The organism is Streptomyces sp. NPDC039480, assembly GCF_055597165.1.
In genome coordinates, this window is the sequence record NZ_JBVITX010000004.1 from 422,664 (window position 1) to 439,454 (window position 16,791).

At 73.5% G+C, this 16,791-nt stretch carries 12 protein-coding genes; 7 read left to right on the forward strand and 5 right to left on the reverse strand.

What is annotated here, in order from left to right:
- Nucleotides 1–483 precede the first annotated feature (483 nt).
- Complete coding sequence (locus ACZ56E_RS15795) at nt 484–1,044, reverse strand: hypothetical protein (RefSeq protein WP_471214511.1); 561 nt, start codon at nt 1,042–1,044, stop codon at nt 484–486.
- A 271-nt stretch (nt 1,045–1,315) separates the two neighbouring features.
- On the opposite strand from ACZ56E_RS15795, the gene cyc2 reads away from it, so the two are divergent.
- Together cyc2 and phsA are read left to right on the forward strand one after the other, a co-directional pair.
- Nucleotides 1,316–3,550, forward strand: coding sequence for a germacradienol/geosmin synthase Cyc2 (gene cyc2, locus ACZ56E_RS15800; protein ID WP_471214513.1), 2,235 nt, complete (start codon nt 1,316–1,318; stop codon nt 3,548–3,550).
- A gap of 58 nt (nt 3,551–3,608) precedes the next feature.
- Nucleotides 3,609–5,528, forward strand: coding sequence for an O-aminophenol oxidase PhsA (gene phsA / locus ACZ56E_RS15805; protein WP_471214515.1), 1,920 nt, complete (start codon nt 3,609–3,611; stop codon nt 5,526–5,528).
- A 27-nt stretch (nt 5,529–5,555) separates the two neighbouring features.
- On the opposite strand, the gene ACZ56E_RS15810 is transcribed toward phsA, so the two are convergent.
- Entirely contained in the window at nt 5,556–6,305 is a 750-nt protein-coding gene (locus tag ACZ56E_RS15810) for a CTP synthase C-terminal region-related (seleno)protein (RefSeq protein ID WP_471214517.1), read from the reverse strand.
- A 95-nt stretch (nt 6,306–6,400) separates the two neighbouring features.
- Here ACZ56E_RS15810 and ACZ56E_RS15815 point away from each other — a divergent pair, with 95 nt between their 5' ends.
- From ACZ56E_RS15815 to ACZ56E_RS15825, 3 genes are all read left to right on the forward strand, one after another.
- Nucleotides 6,401–7,270, forward strand: coding sequence for a LysR family transcriptional regulator (locus ACZ56E_RS15815; RefSeq protein WP_471214519.1), 870 nt, complete (start codon nt 6,401–6,403; stop codon nt 7,268–7,270).
- Nucleotides 7,271–7,638: 368 nt separating this feature from the next.
- Complete coding sequence (locus ACZ56E_RS15820) at nt 7,639–8,118, forward strand: PDZ domain-containing protein (RefSeq protein ID WP_471214520.1); 480 nt, start codon at nt 7,639–7,641, stop codon at nt 8,116–8,118.
- 139 nt (nt 8,119–8,257) lie between these two features.
- Nucleotides 8,258–9,382, forward strand: coding sequence for a M24 family metallopeptidase (locus ACZ56E_RS15825; RefSeq protein WP_471214522.1), 1,125 nt, complete (start codon nt 8,258–8,260; stop codon nt 9,380–9,382).
- A 48-nt stretch (nt 9,383–9,430) separates the two neighbouring features.
- On the opposite strand, the gene ACZ56E_RS15830 is transcribed toward ACZ56E_RS15825, so the two are convergent.
- Both ACZ56E_RS15830 and treZ read right to left on the reverse strand, forming a co-directional pair.
- Entirely contained in the window at nt 9,431–10,444 is a 1,014-nt protein-coding gene (locus ACZ56E_RS15830; RefSeq protein ID WP_471214523.1) for an aldo/keto reductase, read from the reverse strand.
- 70 nt (nt 10,445–10,514) lie between these two features.
- The gene (gene treZ, locus ACZ56E_RS15835) at nt 10,515–12,260 is read right to left on the reverse strand and encodes a malto-oligosyltrehalose trehalohydrolase (protein WP_471214524.1); all 1,746 of its coding nucleotides are present in this window, start codon (nt 12,258–12,260) and stop codon (nt 10,515–10,517) included.
- Between the two features lie 144 nt (nt 12,261–12,404).
- Between treZ and ACZ56E_RS15840 the strand changes: the two genes are divergently transcribed.
- Both ACZ56E_RS15840 and ACZ56E_RS15845 read left to right on the forward strand, forming a co-directional pair.
- A complete protein-coding gene (locus ACZ56E_RS15840; RefSeq protein WP_362999032.1) occupies nt 12,405–12,965 on the forward strand; it encodes a DUF1707 and FHA domain-containing protein in 561 nt (186 codons plus the stop codon).
- A 118-nt stretch (nt 12,966–13,083) separates the two neighbouring features.
- A complete protein-coding gene (locus ACZ56E_RS15845; protein WP_471214525.1) occupies nt 13,084–14,217 on the forward strand; it encodes a cytochrome P450 in 1,134 nt (377 codons plus the stop codon).
- Here the strand turns inward: ACZ56E_RS15845 and treY are convergent.
- A complete protein-coding gene (gene treY, locus ACZ56E_RS15850; RefSeq protein ID WP_471214823.1) occupies nt 14,153–16,738 on the reverse strand; it encodes a malto-oligosyltrehalose synthase in 2,586 nt (861 codons plus the stop codon). The two genes, ACZ56E_RS15845 and treY, sit on opposite strands and share 65 nt — an antisense overlap.
- Between the last annotated feature and the right edge of the window lie 53 nt (nt 16,739–16,791).

Sequence of the window (16,791 nt, forward strand, 5' to 3'; positions counted from 1 at the left end):
GAGGCACCGCCCCCCAAGCCACCGTCCCAGGGGGGACCTTCTCGGAAGGCGCCTTCTCCGGAGACGCCGTCCCCGGAGGTCCTGTCCCCGGAGGGCCCACCCCTGAAATCACCTTCTCCGCAGGCACCGCTCCCGCAGGCACCGCCCCCGGAGGTGCCACCCCCGGGCGGACCGTCTCCGAAGACGCCATCCCCACTGGCGCCACCCCCGATGACACCGCCCTCACCACCCCGACCCCCGCCGCCCCCGGCTGCGGCGCCGCCCCCATCCGCGTCGTCGCCGCCCCCCAAGCCCTCCACCCCAACCAGCGCCAGCGCATGCCAAAAGTGGCGTTCCGCAGCCGTGGTGGCGCCCCGCGTCAGCGCCGACTCCCCGTCGACGCAAGCCTGTTCGGCCCGGGTCAAGTCCGTAGGCGCGATCCGCGCAGTCACAGTCAGCCCCCGATCCGCGGCAGCGGAACCGCCGCGTTCTCCGGCCGGCGGGTCAGCCGGCGGCCTCGTCAAGGACGGAACGCCAGCGCCCCTGGGCGCGGTCATAGTGCAGCGGCCCCACCGCAAACTCCGTCAGGTCCAGCGTGGTGAGCGTCTCGTACGCCTCGGAGGGAAGATCGGGCTCCAGGACGACGTCGAGGCCGGTGACCGCGTCCCGCAGCACCATCGGCCGCGCCTCACGGGCCTCGCCCAGCGTGCCCGGGGCGGGCGACTCGGCGCGCGCAGCCCGTCGTACGACCCCCTTGAACGCGTCGTACGCGTCCCTGACCGCCTCCGCGCCGAGGCCGCTGAGGAACGCCTGGAGGGGCAGCGACGCCAGGACGATCCACGGGATGTCGGCCGCTCCGCGGTGGTCGAGGGTGCGCCGGACCCGGGCAGGCGGGGCGCCGAGCCGGTCGAACGCTGCGACCAGTTCCTGGCGCAGCTCTTCGGGGACTTCCCGGTCCAGGAGCAGCTCCGCTCGCAGCGGGGCCTCCGGCGTATCGGATGTGGCAGATGTAGCAGATCTATCGGGCATATCCGGCGCATCCGGTGCGTCCGGCGCATCGGTCATGGACGTGATTCCTTCCGGGGACGTGGACGGCAGCCTAGAGGCGTGAACCGTGCGCACGCGGCGAAACCGGTGATTCGGTGGGCCCGGCCCCGACCCGGCCCCACCCCAGAACCGCCCCACCGCCACCCTCACCCCCACCGACCCGCACCCCACCCCCCCCCATACCGCCCCGCGCCCCCAAAACGCCCCACCACGCCCCCGATTCACGCGATGGTGCGATCATCTGTCCCCGCGCGGATGCCGACCGGAGGGCTCGGGTAGGGCGGGGCTCATGACGCAGCCGTTCGAACTGCCGCACTTCTACATGCCGTACACCGCACGCCTCAACCCCCACCTGGAAGAGGCGCGCGCGCACTCCGCGAAGTGGGCGCGCGAGATGGGCATGCTGGAAGGTTCCGGCATCTGGGAGCAGAGCGACCTCGACGCGCACGACTACGGCCTGTTGTGCGCCTACACCCACCCGGACTGCGACGGGCCCGCGCTGTCGCTGATCACCGACTGGTACGTGTGGGTGTTCTTCTTCGACGACCACTTCCTGGACATGTACAAACGCACCCAGGACCGCGCGGCCGGCAAGGCCCACCTGGACCGGCTGCCCCTCTTCATGCCCATGGACCTGTCGATCCCGGTGCCCGAGCCGCGGAACCCCGTCGAGGCGGGCCTGGCCGACCTGTGGGCCCGCACGGTGCCCTCGATGTCCAAGGACTGGCGCCGCCGCTTCGCCGAAGCGACGGAACACCTCCTGAACGAGTCGATGTGGGAGCTCTCCAACATCAACGAAGGGCGGATCGCCAACCCCGTCGAGTACATCGAGATGCGCCGCAAGGTGGGCGGCGCCCCCTGGTCGGCGGGTCTGATCGAGTACGCGACCGCCGAAGTGCCCGCGGCGGTCGCCCGGTCGAGGCCGCTGCGGGTGCTCATGGAGACCTTCAGCGACGGCGTCCACCTGCGGAACGACCTCTTCTCGTACCAGCGGGAGGTCCAGGACGAGGGCGAGCTCAGCAATGGAGTGCTCGTCCTGGAGACCTTCTTCGACTGCTCCACCCAGGAAGCCGCCGACATCGTCAACGACATCCTGACCTCACGGCTGCACCAGTTCGAGCACACGGCCGCCACCGAAGTGCCCGCCCTCGCCCTGGAGAAGGGCCTCACCCCGCCCGAACTCGCCGCGGTGGCCGCTTACACGCGCGGACTTCAGGACTGGCAGTCGGGCGGGCACGAGTGGCACCTGCGCTCCAGCAGGTACATGAACGAGGGCGCCCTCGATGGCTCGCCGCTCGCCGGGCCCACCGGCCTCGGGACCTCGGCGGCCGACGTGGGCGCACTGCTCGCGGCCGCCGGGGCGGACCGGCTGCGGTCCTTCACCCACGTGCCCTTCCAGAAGGTGGGCCCCTCCCAAGTGCCCGACCTCTACATGCCGTTCCCCCTGCGGCTCAACGCGGGCCTGGACGCCGCGCGGCAGCGGCTCACCGGATGGGCGCACGAGACGGGCATCCTGGCGGAGGGCGTCTGGGACGAGGACAAGCTCGACGCGTACGACCTGCCGCTGTGCGCCGCGGGACTCGACCCCGACGGCACCCAGGAGGCCCTCGACCTCAGCTCGCAGTGGCTGGCCTGGGGCACCTACGGAGACGACTACTACCCCCTCGTCTTCGGCCACCGCCGCGACCTCGCCGCCGCGAAGCTCTGCACGGAGCGCCTCACCGCCTGCATGCCCCTCGCGGGCGACCCCGTGCCGACGCTCGCGAACGCCATGGAGCGCGGCCTGCTCGACCTGTGGCGGCGCACGACCCGCGACATGACCGACGGGCAGCGCCGAGGGCTGCGGGACGCCGTGGGAGTGATGACGGAGAGCTGGGTGTGGGAGGTTTTCAACCAGCTGTACGGCCGTATCCCCGACCCGGTCGACTACCTGGAGATGCGCCGCGCCACCTTCGGCTCCGAGCTCACCATGAGCCTGTGCCGCATGGGCCACGGCCCGTCCGTGCCGCCGGAGATCTACCGCAGCGGACCCGTCCGCTCCCTGGAGAACGCCGCCATGGACTACGCCATGCTCGTGAACGACATCTTCTCGTACCAGAAGGAGATCGAGTACGAGGGCGAGATCCACAACGGCATCCTGGTCGTGCAGAACTTCTTCGGCTGCGACTACCCGACCGCCCTGCGCATCGTCCACGACCTGACGACCCAGCGCATGCGGCAGTTCGAACACGTCGCGGCGCACGAATTCCCCGTCCTGTACGACGACTTCGCGCTGTCGCGGACGGCACGGGCGGCCATGGACGGCTATGTGGCGGATCTGCGGAACTGGCTGGCCGGCATCGTGCACTGGCACCGCGACTGCCGGCGCTACGGCGCGGAGGACCTGGCCAGGCGCGCACACGGCTTCGTGCCCGACCAGGTGCCACAGATGCCGCGGATGCCCTCGATCGGGGACCCCCTTCGGATGGTTTCATCCGGAATGCAGGGTTCGTGGAACTTCCCTGGGACGCCGGGAGTCTTCTGAAGTGAAGGCGGCCTTCGAGCGGCCGCGCAACGGGGGATGAACACGGGGGTGTTCCACCATGACCGACATCATCGAGCGCAGCACTGATCACGGGCACATCGCGGACCGGCCGGCGGCGGATGACCACGCGCAAGTCGGAGCAGATGCCAAGGCGCCCGACGGCGGCGAACTGACGCCGTTCGTGGCGCCGTTGACCGTCCCGCCGGTTCTGCGGCCCGACTCGGCGGATGTGCGCGAGGAGACCGAGATCGCGCTGCGGCCGACCTGGGTGCGCCTGCACCCGCAACTGCCACCGACCCTGATGTGGGGGTACGAAGGATCGGTGCCGGGCCCCACCATCGAGGTGCGGCGCGGGCAGCGGATCCGCATCGCCTGGACCAACCGCATTCCGCAGGGCGAGTATCCCGTCACGGCCGTCGAGGTCCCGCGCGCCGACCCGCCGCCCAGCACACTGCCCGGCCGCGCCGGCGTCGAGCCGAACAAGGACGTGGCGGCGCTCCCCGCCTGGTCGGTGACGCACCTGCACGGCGCCCAGACAGGCGGCGGCAACGACGGCTGGGCGGACAACGCCGTGGGGTACGGCGACGCCCAGCTCTCCGAGTATCCGAACGACCACCAGGCAGTCCAGTGGTGGTACCACGACCACGCCATGAACATCACACGGTGGAATGTCATGGCCGGCCTCTACGGCACCTATCTCGTCCGGGACGACGAGGAGGACGCGCTCCAACTCCCCTGCGGGGACCGGGAGATCCCCCTCCTCATCGCCGACCGGAACCTGGACACGGACGAGGGCGACAACCGGCTGAACGGCCGCCTCCTGCACAAGACCACCATCGTCGACCCGAAGAACGCCGAGACGGGCAAGCCGGTCTCCCTGCCCTTCACCGGCCCGTACACCACGGTCAACGGCCGCATCTGGCCGTACGCCGACGTGGACGCGGCCTGGTACCGCTTCCGCCTGGTCAACGCGTCGAACGCCCGTATCTACGACCTGGTCCTGATCGACGAGGACGACAACCCCGTGCAGGGCGTCCTGCACCAGATCGGCAGCGACGGCGGGCTCCTGCCGCGCCCCGTGCCGATCGACTTCGAAGGGGCCCTGCCGACGCTCACCGTCGCGCCGGCCGAGCGCATGGACCTCCTCGTCGACTTCAGGGGACTGGCCGGACAGCGGCTCCGCCTGGTGAACAAGGGGCGCGGCCAGGCCCCCGGCGTGCCCGACGTGGCGAACGACGTGCGCTATCCGCAGGTCATGGAGTTCCGCGTCGGCGAGTGCGCCGAGCCGGACACCTTCGAGCTGCCGGAGGTCCTCTCGGGTTCGTTCCGCCCGCTCACGCACGACATCCAGCACGGCCACCGGCTGATCGTGCTGACCCCGCCCGCCACCAAGGGCGGCGGCGGGCACCCCGAGATATGGGAGATGGCCGAGGTCAAGCAGCCGGGCGACATCCAGATCCCGACCGAGGGGATCATCCAGGTGCGCGGCGATGACGGCAAGGTCAAGACGTACCGCCGGATCGCCCGCACGTTCAACGATGGCCTCGGCATCACCATCGCCGAAGGCAGCCACGAGCAGTGGAGCTTCCTGAACCTCGCCGCGAACCCGCCGGTGCTCCACCCGATGCACATCCACCTGGCGGACTTCCAGCTCCTCGGCCGGGACACGTACGACGTCTCGGGCTTCGACGTCACCATCGGCGGCACCCGCGCACCGGTCGCCGCCGACCCGAGGCGACCGATCCCCCTGGCGCCGAACGAGCGCGGCTGGAAGGACGTCTTCCGGGTCCCCGGCGGACAGATGCTGCGCGTCATGGGCAAGTTCGACGGGGCGTACGGCAGGTTCATGTACCACTGCCACTTCCTGGAGCACGAGGACATGGGCATGATGCGGCCCTTCGTCGTCATGCCGAAGGAGGCCCTGAAGTTCGACCACGGCGCGGGCCACGGCGGCGGCCACGGGGACCACTCCGGATAGGGCCTGCACGGAAGCCGCGCACGAGCCTTAGGCGGGCACGCCCGCATGGCGTACGGCGGCTCGCGCCAGCGCCCGCACGATCGGGTGCGGCCGCGAGCCGTCGCCGCCCAGCTCCGGCTGGAAGAGGGTGATCAGGAAGAAAGGGTGGTCCGGGAGTTCGGCGATGCGGGGCCGACCCTCCTCGTCCTCGCCCGTGAAGCGCAGCCCGTGCTCGCGGAGCGTGTCGAGGTGGGCGTCGGGGCCGTAGGAGCAGTGGTAGCGCTCGAGCGACGTGCGGGCACCGACGACCGACTCGGCGAGCGAGCCCGGGGCGATGGTCACCGTGCCCTCGTGGCCCACCAGCGAACAGGCGAGCGGAGCGATGAGGAAGTCGTCCGCGTCGGGGTCGTTCTCGGCGTGCGCGACATCGGTCAGGCCGCACACGTTCCGCGCGTATTCGAGGAGCGTGTGCTGGAAGCCGCCGCAGGTGCCGAGGAAGGGGATGCCGCTCTCGCGCGCCGTGCGGATCGCGGTGAGCGCGCCCGCCTCGCTGCGGTAGGGGCTGCCCGGCAGCACCCACACCGCGTCGAAGCCGCGCACGGCGTCCGGGTCCTCGGCGTCCTCAGTGGATATCCAGTACGGGTCGAGCGCGAGGTGGTCCGTGGCGGCGAGGGAGTCCAGGAGGAGCGGGATCCGGGTGTGGGCGGTGACATTGGGGGAGCGGTCGCCGACGAGGGCGATGCGGGCGGCGCGGGCCGTGGGGGCGCCGGGGGCCGGGACGTGCGTTGCTGTGGTCATGTCGAACATCCTGGGCGCGGCCCGTCGTTCACGTCCAACGATGAAAACTGCACGCTCCATAAGCACTGCTGATGCCCTCCGCGATCATTGAGGGCATGGACCCGCACCTCCTGCGCACCTTCGTGACAGTGGCCCGCCTCGCCTCGTTCTCCGAGGCCGCCCGCCGGCTCGGCTACACCCAGTCCGCCGTCTCCCAGCACATCGCCGCCCTGGAGCAGGACCTCGGCGCGGCCCTGCTGACCCGCCGCCCGGTGGCCCCCACCCCGGCGGGCGCGCGCCTTCTGGAGCACGCCGACCCCCTGCTGCTGCGGCTGGACGCGGCCCGCGCCGAGATCGTCCGCATGGCGGCCGCCCCCGAGCAGGGCCTGACGCTCGCGGCCACGCCGACCGCGCTGACCCGGCGCACGCTGCGGGCCCTGCCCCTCACGGGGGTCACCCTGTCCGTACTGCCCCGCGAAGAGATACCCGCGGCCGTCGCGACCGGCGCCGCCGACCTCGGCCTCGTCGACGGCCTCGCCGCCCCGAACGACCCCCTGCGCCTTCCGGACGTGGCGCCGTTGACCGCGCGCGGCATCGCGCAGGAGCCCGTCGCCGTGCTGCTCCCCGAGGGGCACCCGCTGGCCCGCCGCGCCGGTCTGCGGCTGGCCGACCTCGTCGACGCCCGCTGGCTCGACGCCCCCGGCACCGGCCTGCCGCTGGCCCGGCTCCGCACCGCCTGCGGCACCTCGGGCTTCCGGCCCGCGCTCCGCTACGACGGCACGGACCTGCGCACCCTCGCCGCGCTGGTCGCCGCGGGCCACGGCCTCGCCCTGCTGCCGCGGCCGGTGGCGGACGAGGCGCCGGACACGGTCGCCGTGCCGCTGACGGCGCCCCGTGTCGTCCACCGCACGGAGCTGCTCCACGCGGGCGCCCTGCGCGGCCCTGCGGCGGCACTGGCCGCACAGCTGGACGTCACTCGTTCGTGAGGCGTCGCCGTGGGGTCGCGCCGGGTAGAGCTGTGGCCGGAGGCGAGGCCATGGATCAGACCACGTTGCGTCCCAAGCCGATGCCGGGCAGGCACCCCGGCCACAGCCAGGGCCCGGCCCCAGGGAGGCGCCTCGGGAAGCTGCCCCGGCCCGGAAAGCCTCCCGGGCCTCCCGGGCCTTCCGGACCTCCCGGGCCATCTGGGTCTCCCGGGCCGGGAAAGCCTGCCCGGTCCGGGAAGAGCCACCGGCCGCACGCCGCGAGGCGCCGCGGCAGGCGCCTGACGACCCTGCTGTTCGCACTGCTGGGCGCGGCGGTCCTGGTGCTCACGGGCATCGGCCTAGGCACGGTGGGCGCCACGGTCGTCGGCATGAGCAAGCTCGCCGAGATGCGGAGCGAGTTGGGGCAGACGGCACCCGGCCCCGCCGCTCCCGGCGCCAGTGCTGACTCCGCGCCCGGCTCGGGGGCTGACTCCGCTCCGGGCCCGGGGGCCGACTCCGCCCCCGGTTCGGCCGCCGCCCCCGCGAAGCCACCCGTCTCCCCGCAGAAGCCCCCGCGTCCACCCGCCGCCCGCCATCCCCGCACCGCCACCCTCGGCATCGAGGCCGTCGACGCCCTGCGCGGCCCGGGCGCCGTACTGGTCGGCGTCCACATCCCCGGCCCCGGCCACACGGCCGGACTGGTGCGCGGCGACACCCTGCTGGCGTTCGGCAGGACCCGTATCGACTCGGCGGCCGAGCTCGCAGCGGTCGTCGGTGCCGCGCCCCCCGGCAGGCAGGTCACGCTGACGGTGCGGCACGCGGGCGGCGCCCGTCAGGCCCTGTCGGTCAGGCCGGGCGTCGTGACGTGAGCCCGTCCCGGAACCCGTGACCTGACCCCGTGACGTGCGCCCGTCCCGGAACCCGTGCCGTGACCCCGTGACGGGACCCGGGTTCGCGGTCGCGCGTCGCCGGGGGCAGGATTCCTGACGTAGCCAACAGGAGGTCCTCATGAGCAGCGCGCCCGCGCCCTTCACCGCCGACGACTACCGAGCCCGCATGGACCGCGCCGCCGCGGCGGCCGCGGACGCCGGCCTCGCGGGCGTCCTCGTCGCCCCGGGACCCGATCTCGTGTGGCTCACCGGATACCGGCCGACCGCGGCCACCGAACGCCTGACGGTCCTCGTGCTCGCCGCGGGACAGGACCCCGTCCTCGTCGTGCCGACCCTGGAGGCCCCGGACGCCGCACGGGCCGCCGGCGCCTCCGCGCTCACCCTGCGCGACTGGACCGACGGCAAGGACCCGTACGCCGTCACCGCGCCCCTTCTGGACGTGTCGGGCCGCTTCGGAGTGAGCGACAACGCCTGGGCGATGCACCTCCTCGGCTTCCAGCAGGCGCTGCCCGGCACTTCGTACGTCTCCCTCACCCAGGCGCTCCCGATGCTCCGCGCCGTCAAGGACGCCGCGGAGCTGGAGCGCCTCGCGGCGGCGGGTGCGGCGGCCGACGCGGCGTACGATGAGATCCAGAAGGTGCCCTTCGCGGGCCGCAGGGAGACGGACGTCGCCGCCGACCTCGCCGACCTGCTGCGGCGGTTCGGCCACTCCCAGGTGGACTTCACCGTCGTCGGCTCGGGCCCCAACGGCGCCAACCCCCACCACGAGGCGGGCGACCGCGTCATCGAGCGCGGCGACATGGTCGTCCTCGACTTCGGCGGCCTGCTGGACGGCTACGGCTCGGACACCTCTCGCACGGTCCACGTCGGCGAGCCCACCGCCGAGGAGCAGCGCGTCCACGACGTGGTGCGCGAGGCGCAGGCGGCGGGCTGTGCGGCGGTGCGGCCCGGCGCCGCCTGCCAGGACATCGACCGCGCGGCCCGCGACGTGATCACCGAGTTCGGCTACGGCGAGTACTTCATCCACCGCACCGGGCACGGCATCGGCGTCACCACCCACGAACCGCCCTACATGATCGAGGGCGAGGAGCAGCCGCTGGTGCCGGGAATGTGCTTCTCCGTAGAGCCCGGAATCTATCTGCCGGGTCGCTTCGGAGTCCGTATCGAGGACATCGTGACGGTCACCGAGGAGGGCGGGCGGCGGCTCAACGCCACCGCCCGCGACATGGCGATCGTCAACTGAGAGCCGTCAGTCGAGGGCCGTCAGTCGAAGGCTGTCAGCCGAGGGCCGTCAACTGAAGTCCGTGCGGGGGCCGGTGCGCGGCTCGCGGCCCGGGTAGTACGCGAGGACGTCGTACGGGTACGGCAGCGGCCGCGCGCTCGCCGTCGTCAGCCGCTCGTGCTGCTCGGGCGTCAACTCCCAGCCCACGCAGCCGAGGTTGTCGGCCAGCTGTTCCACGGACCGCGCCCCGACGATGGGCGCGGTCACCCCCGGCTGCTGGAGGAGCCAGCGCAGCGCCACCTGGGCCGGAGTGCGCCCGGCCTCCTCGGCGACCTCAAGGACGGCGTCGACGACCCGCCAGGTCTCCTCGGTGGCGCGCTCCTTCCAGGAGGCCGCTCCCCGCGTCCCCTCGGGCGGTGCCGTCATGTCGCGCCGGAACTTCCCGGAGAGCCAGCCGCCCTGCAGCGGGCTGTACGGGATGACACCGACGCCCTCCGCCGCGCTGAGGGGCAGCAGCTCCCACTCGATCTCGCGCCCGAGGAGGTTGTAGTAGGGCTGCAGACAGGAGTACGGCTCCCAGTCGTGCGCCCGCGCCACGTCGAGGGCCTTCTGGAGCTGCGCCCCGGAGTGGTTGCTCGCTCCCAGGTAGCGGACCTTGCCCGCCTTCACGAGGGTGTCCAGGGTGGACAGGGTCTCCTCGACGGGCGTCGTCGCGTCCCACACGTGGGTCTGGTAGAGGTCGATGTAGTCGGTGCCGAGCCGCCGCAGGCTCGCTTCGACCGCCGACAGGATGTGCTTGCGGCTCAGCCCGCCGGCGTTCGGCGCGTCGCCCATCGTCGCGAACACCTTGGTGGCGACGACGAGTTCGTCCCTGCGGCGGCCCTTGAGCCAGCGGCCGAGGATCTCCTCCGACACACCGCGCCCGTACATGTCGGCCGTGTCGATGAACGTGCCGCCGGCCTCCGCGAACGCGTCCAGCATGCGGTGCGACGTCGCCTCGTCCGCGGCGCTGCCGAACATCATCGTGCCCAGGCACAACTCGCTGACGCGCAGCCCGGTCCGGCCCAGAAATCGTTGCTTCATGGTTCGCCTCCCCTGGTGAGGCCCCTCAACATAGGCGAGGCGCCGCACGCCGGGGGAACCGCGCGGTGCGTCACGCGGTGGCCAGGATCACGCACGACTCGGCGGGCAGCCGCACCACCCCGTCGGGCCCCGGCGCCTCGACCGGCTCCCACGCGGCGACCACGCGCGCGTGGCGCCCGTCCAGCGGTACGACGACGGGCTGCCCGCCGAAGTTCACGGCGATCCGCAGATCGCCGCGCCGGAACGCGAACCAGTGGGCCGCCTCGTCGTACGCCACCCGCACCGCCGCCAGGTCGGGGTCGGTCAGATCGCCCCGGGAGCGCCGCAGGGCGATGAGCTCGCGGTGCCAGGCGAGCAGCCGGGCGTGGTGGCCCTCAGCGGGTTCCGACCAGTCGAGACAGGACCGGTCGCGGGTCCCGTGGTCCTGCGGATCCGGAATGTCCTCCTCGGCCCACCCGTGTGCCGCGAACTCCCGCCGCCTGCCCCGGCGCACGGCCTCGGCGAGCTCGGCGTCCGTGTGGTCGGTGAAGAACTGCCAGGGCGTCGAGGCCCCCCACTCCTCGCCCATGAACAGCATCGGTGTGAACGGGCTCGTCAGGGTGATCGCGGCCGCGCAGGCGAGCAGACCGGGGGAGAGGGAGGCCGACAGGCGGTCACCCTGCGCGCGGTTGCCGATCTGGTCGTGGGTCTGCGTGTACGCCAGGAAGCGGTACGCGGGCGTCCGCGCGCGGTCCACGGGGCGGCCGTGGGCGCGGCCCCGGAACGTCGAGTACGTGCCGTCGTGGAAGAAGCCGCGCGTCAGCGTCTTGCCGAGCGCGGCCAGCGGGGCCCGCGCGAAGTCTTCGTAGTAGCCCTGCGACTCACCGGTGAGCGCGGTGTGCAGCGCGTGGTGGAAGTCGTCGTTCCACTGCGCGTGCATGCCGAGGCCGCCGCTCGCGCGCGGGGTGACGAGCCGCGGGTCGCCCAGGTCCGACTCGGCGATCAGGGACAGCGGCCTGCCGAGCTCCGCGGCCAGGGAGTCGACCGCCGCGGAGAGTTCCTCCAGGAAGTGGCACGCGCGCGTGTCCCGCAGCGCGTGCACGGCGTCGAGCCGCAGGCCGTCGATCCGGTAGTCGCGCAGCCAGGCGAGGGCGCTGCCGATCAGATACGCGCGCACCTCGTCCGAGCCGGGCGCGTCCAGGTTGACCGCGGCACCCCAGGGCGTCTGATGCGTCTCGGTGAAGTAGGGCCCGAAGGCGGGCAGGTAGTTGCCGGACGGGCCGAAGTGGTTGTGGACGACGTCAAGGACGACGCCGAGACCGTGCGTGTGCGCCGCGTCGACGAACCGTTTCAGCGCCTCGGGGCCGCCGTACGGCTCGTGCACCGCCCACAGCGACACTCCCTCGTACCCCCAGCCGTGCCGCCCGGGGAAGGGGCACAGCGGCATCAGCTCCACGTGCGTGACGCCGAGCTCCGCCAGGTGGCCGAGCCGGTCCGCCGCCGCGTCCAGCGTTCCCTCGCGGGTGTACGTCCCGACGTGCAGCTCGTACAGGACCGCTTCCCGCACGCCGCGCCCCGCCCAGGGCGTGCGCCACGCGTACCGGTCGTGGTCGACGACGGCGCTGAGCCCGTCGGGGCCGTCCGGCTGGCGCCGCGAGCGCGGGTCGGGCAGGACCGGGCCCCCGTCCACCGAGAAGCCGTACCGCGTGCCGTCGTCGGCCGCCGCCTGTGCCGTCCACCACCCCCCGCGGTCCGCGTCGCGCTCCATCGCGAGCGTGGTGCCCGCACACTCCAGTACGACCCGCTCGGCCTCCGGCGCCCACACTTCGAACCTCACCGACGGTTCTCCCTCGTCCGCTGTCCGTCACACCGTGCGTCCCATGGTGCGTCAGAAGCCGTCGCGCCGTGGGAGGAAGCGGTCGATCGGCCGTCGGTCCGCCCGTTCTGGACACCCGGGGCGCGGGTGCACGACAATTGCCCGGTGACATCCTCTTTCGAGTTCTCCACGTTCCCGGCGGCCCCCGCGCGGGTGACGGACGCCGAGCGCGACCGGGCGCTGGACGCACTCAAGGAGGGCGCGGCCGTCGGCAGGCTCTCGCACGACACGTTCCTGCGGCGCATGGAGCTCGTGCTCGCCGCCCGCAGGCCCGACGAGCTGGCCGCACTCACCGACGACCTGCGCACCGAGGGCCGCTGGTCGCGCATGGTGCTCGGCGGTGTCGAAGCCGTCTCCGGGTTCACGATGAAGCTGCGCAGGGCCTGGGAGGCCGAGCGCCTGCCGAAGCTGCTCCTGCCGTCGCCCGACAGCCACCACCCGCTGCGGATAGGCCGCGACCCGGCCAACGGCCTGCGGCTCAGCCACGACACGGTCTCCCGGGTCCACGCCGAGCTGCGGTGGCAGGGCGGCATGTGGGTGCTGCGCGACCTCGGCTCGACCAACGGCACTTCGGTGAACGGACGCAGGGTGACCGGGGCGGCCATCGTCCGGGACGGCGACTCCGTGAGCTTCGGCCGGATGGCGTTCCGGCTCGCGGTGAACTGACGGCTCACCCGCGTCACCCGCACGGCCGTACGCGGGCTGCGGTGCCCGCCGCGCGGTGGTGATCTGGAGACACCCGCGCGGCCGCTCGCCGCGCCGACGCACAGGCGGGAGCCCCGAGGTGCGCAGCCTCCGCGTCCCACCGGACGTCCCGATGTCGCCGCCCGGTCTCCTGTCGCCCGCCGTCGCGCGGGACCCGTACCCCGCGTTCCGCGTACTGCGGGAGAGCTTCCCCCTGGTACGGGACGAGTTTCTCGGCGCGTGGCTGGTGAGCCGGTACGGAGACGTGTGCGAGGCCCTCGCGCGGGACGAGCTCGTCGCGCTGCCGCCGGGGCGGACCCTCGCGCACATGGAGGGCGACACACACCGCGCGCACCGCGCCCTGGTCGAACCCGCGCTGCGGGGCCGCGCCGTCGCCGCCCTGGCCGCGGGCGCCTCCCGCACCGCCTACGTACTGGCCCGCCGGATCGCCGCACGCCCCGAGACCGACCTCGTCACCGAGTTCTGCCGGTGGCTGCCGACCGCCGCGGTCGTGGCGGCGCTGGGCCTGCCCCACGAGGACACCGCACGCGTCCAGCGGTGGTGCCGCGACGGCCTCGGCCACCTCGGGGGCGGCCACCACGAACTGGACGCCCGGCTCCGCCCCCACCTGGCGCTGCGGCGGTCCCGGCCCGGCGACGACCTGCTCTCCGTGCTCTGCGCCGCCGAGGTCGACGGGCGGCCCCTCTCGGACGGAACCGTCGCCGGTCTCGTCGGCTCGCTGCTCGGCGGCGGAGGCGAGGCCACCGCGCTCGCGCTCGCCTCGTTCCTCGCCAACCTCCTCGACGACCCGGCCCAGGTGGCCCTGGTCCGTGAGCGACCAGAGCTGATACCTGCCGCCTGGGCGGAGTCCCTGCGCCGCGACCCGCCCGCCCCCGTCGTGCTGCGCCGCGCGGTCCGCCCGGTCGTCGTGGCCGGCACCGCGCTGCCCGCGGGAGCCGTCGTGGCGTGCCTGGTCGGCGCCGCGAACCGGGACCCCGCCCGGTTCGCCGACCCCGACCGCTACGACATGAACCGGGCGGACCCGGGCCGCCTCGCGTTCGGCGCGGGCCGCCACGCCTGCCCGGGCGCCGAGCTCGCCGCCCGCACCGCCGGATACGGCCTGCACGCCCTGCTGGACGCCCTGCCGGGACTGCGCTGGGCGCCGGGCTTCAGACCGGCTCCCCGGGGGCTCCTGACGCGCGGCCCGCGGACTCTCCTCGTACGCCCTCGGTGACGTCCTCAGTCTGGCCCTCGGTGACGCCTTTGGTGACGCCCCCAGTCACGTCCTCGGTGACGCCCGCGTCGGTGATCCGCTCCAGGAGCGCCACCGGCGACACGGCGAAGAGCTCCGCCACGCGCGCGTGGCCCTCGAACTCCCGCTCCGGAGCGAGCAGATCGGCCCACCGGCCCGCCGGGAGCACCAGCTCCGTCTCCCGCCAGCCGCCCGCGTCCGCGAGCCGCAGGGACAGCCGCGTCGTCGCCACCACGACCTCTCCGGAGCGGACGAACGCCAAACAGTGCGCGGCGCCGGGCCCCTCGGCGGCCAGCGGCTCGTACGTGCCCGTGCCCCCGAACAGCTCCGGCCGCCGCCCGCGCAGCCGCAGCGCCGTCGCGGTGAGGGCCAGCTTCTCCTCCGAGAGGTCCCACGGCTCCCGCTGGGCGTCGAGCCGCTCAAGGACGTGCGGCTGGAAGCGGGCGGGCTGCCGGTTGTCCGGGTCGACCAGGGCGCGGTACTCGCCCTCCGTGCCCTGGTAGAGGTCGGGCACCCCGGGCATCGTCAGGTGCAGCAGCGCCGCCCCCAGGACGTTGGCCCGCACGTGGTCGCCGAGCTCACGCGCGAATGCCGCCACCGCGTACAGCGGCGGCCCGCACGGCCCCGCCTCCACGAAGGCGCCCACGGCCTTCTCGTACGCCTCGTTGGGCTCGGTCCAGCTGGTGTGCAGCCCCGCCTCGCGCACGTGCTTCAGGAGGGCGTTCTGCAGCCGCATGTCGTAGGGGAAGCCGAAGCCGACCGCCGTCTGCCAGGCGGCCCAGGCCAGCTGGGGGTCGGGTGCGCAGGTGCCGCCCACGCGCGAGGTCTGCTCGGTGACCTCGACGAGGAGGTCGGCCCACCGGTCCGGACACTGGGTCAGGACGGAGACGCCGGCCCGGACGTCGGCGCTCCGCTTGGTGTCGTGGGTCGTCAGGACGGTGCCCGAGTAGGGCCAGTCGCGCTGCACGCGCGCGCAGTACGCGTGGAACTCCTCCACCGGCACCGCGGGCCGCTCGGGCGCCCCGCCCACCTCCGCCGCCGAGAGGAGCGGCGCGTGCCGGTAGAACGCGGTGTCCTCGACGGCCTTGGCGCGCAGCGCCGACGCGGTCTGAGCGAACCGCGCCCGGAATTCCGCCACGGCCGACAGGACGTCAGGAGTCGGGGCCGAACCCTCTGAGCGTGCCTCTGCCGCCCGCAGCCGCCCCAGCGCCAAGTCCCGTACGACATCGACCGTCCGGGCCTCCTCGGGCACGCTGAAGGCCGTCCTGGCCTCCTCGGCGGCGCGGGCGGTGAGCACCGTCTCGGGCGCGTCGCCCCCGGAGACGTACGGCCGGTAGACGGGCAGCCGCACCAGCAGTTCCCGCAGCGCGGTGCGCAGCATCCACGGCGCGTGGTCGCGCAGCGCGGGGACGGCCGCGCAGATGGCGCCCGCCGCGCGCGTGAGCCGGTCGACCTCGGCCGCAAGCTCGCGCGTGACGACCTTGTACGCGGCCCTGCGCACCGTCGCGTCCCAGTCGCCGCCCCGGTCGGCGGGCGGCGCGGCGAAGCGGCGGTACTGGCCGAGGAGTTCGCCGGCGCCCGCCGGGTCGGTGAGGACGCCGTCGATGTGCCGCAGCGCGTCGTAGCCGGTGGTGCCGGCGACCGGCCAGGCGGCGGGCAGGCGCTCGCCGTCGGCGAGGATCTTCTCGACGACCGTCCAGCGCCCGCCGGTCGCCTCGTGCAGCCGCTGGAGGTACGTCCCCGGGTCCGCGAGGCCGTCCGGGTGGTCGATCCGCAGCCCTTCGACGACGCCTTCGCGGAGCAGCTGCAGGATCTTCCCGTGCGTCGCGTCGAAGACGTCCGGGTCCTCGACGCGCACGCCGATGAGATCGGAGATGGTGAAGAAGCGCCGGTAGTTGAGCTCCGTGCGGGCGAGCCGCCACCAGGACAGGCGGTACCACTGCGCGTCCAGGAGCTCCGGCAGCGGCAGCTCCGCGGTGCCCTCCCGAATGGGGAACGCGTGTTCGTGGTAGCGCAGCACGGCGCCGTCGACCCGCAGCTGCCCGAGCTCGTCGCCGAGCCGGCCGCCGAGGAAGGGCAGCAGCACGCGTCCGCCGCCCGCGTCCCAGTCGATGTCGAACCAGCGCGCGTACGGCGACCGTGGGCCCTCGCGCAGCACCTCCCACAGCGCGTGGTTGTGCCGGGGGACCGCCGCCATGTGGTTCGGCACGATGTCCACCACCAGGCCGAGCCCGGACTGCCGGGCGGTGCGGGACAGGGACCGCAGCCCCTCCTCGCCGCCCAGCTCGTCCCGCACGCGCGCGTGGTCCACCACGTCGTAGCCGTGCGTCGATCCGGGGACCGCCTCGAGGACCGGTGACAGGTGCAGATGCGAGACACCGAGCGAGGCCAGATGGGGGACGGCCGCCTCGGCGGCCGAGAAGGGGAAGTCCGGCTGCAGCTGGAGCCGGTACGTGGCGGTGGGCGGCGGTGGTACCGCGGAGCCGGGGCGCTCCGGTGTCATGCGCGTCATGCGAACGTACGTACCCGGTCTGGAGGCTTTCGTGTCATCGACTC

Bases quoted from the DNA above. Each gene is read 5' to 3' on its own strand.
- ACZ56E_RS15810 (WP_471214517.1), bottom strand. From the start codon at position 6,305: ATGACCACAGCAACGCACGTCCCGGCCCCCGGCGCCCCCACGGCCCGC.
- ACZ56E_RS15795 (WP_471214511.1), bottom strand. From the start codon at position 1,044: ATGACCGATGCGCCGGACGCACCGGATGCGCCGGATATGCCCGATAGA.
- ACZ56E_RS15825 (WP_471214522.1), top strand. From the start codon at position 8,258: ATGAGCAGCGCGCCCGCGCCCTTCACCGCCGACGACTACCGAGCCCGC.
- phsA (WP_471214515.1), top strand. From the start codon at position 3,609: ATGACCGACATCATCGAGCGCAGCACTGATCACGGGCACATCGCGGAC.
- treY (WP_471214823.1), bottom strand. From the start codon at position 16,738: ATGACACCGGAGCGCCCCGGCTCCGCGGTACCACCGCCGCCCACCGCC.
- ACZ56E_RS15830 (WP_471214523.1), bottom strand. From the start codon at position 10,444: ATGAAGCAACGATTTCTGGGCCGGACCGGGCTGCGCGTCAGCGAGTTG.
- cyc2 (WP_471214513.1), top strand. From the start codon at position 1,316: ATGACGCAGCCGTTCGAACTGCCGCACTTCTACATGCCGTACACCGCA.
- ACZ56E_RS15820 (WP_471214520.1), top strand. From the start codon at position 7,639: ATGAGCAAGCTCGCCGAGATGCGGAGCGAGTTGGGGCAGACGGCACCC.
- ACZ56E_RS15815 (WP_471214519.1), top strand. From the start codon at position 6,401: ATGGACCCGCACCTCCTGCGCACCTTCGTGACAGTGGCCCGCCTCGCC.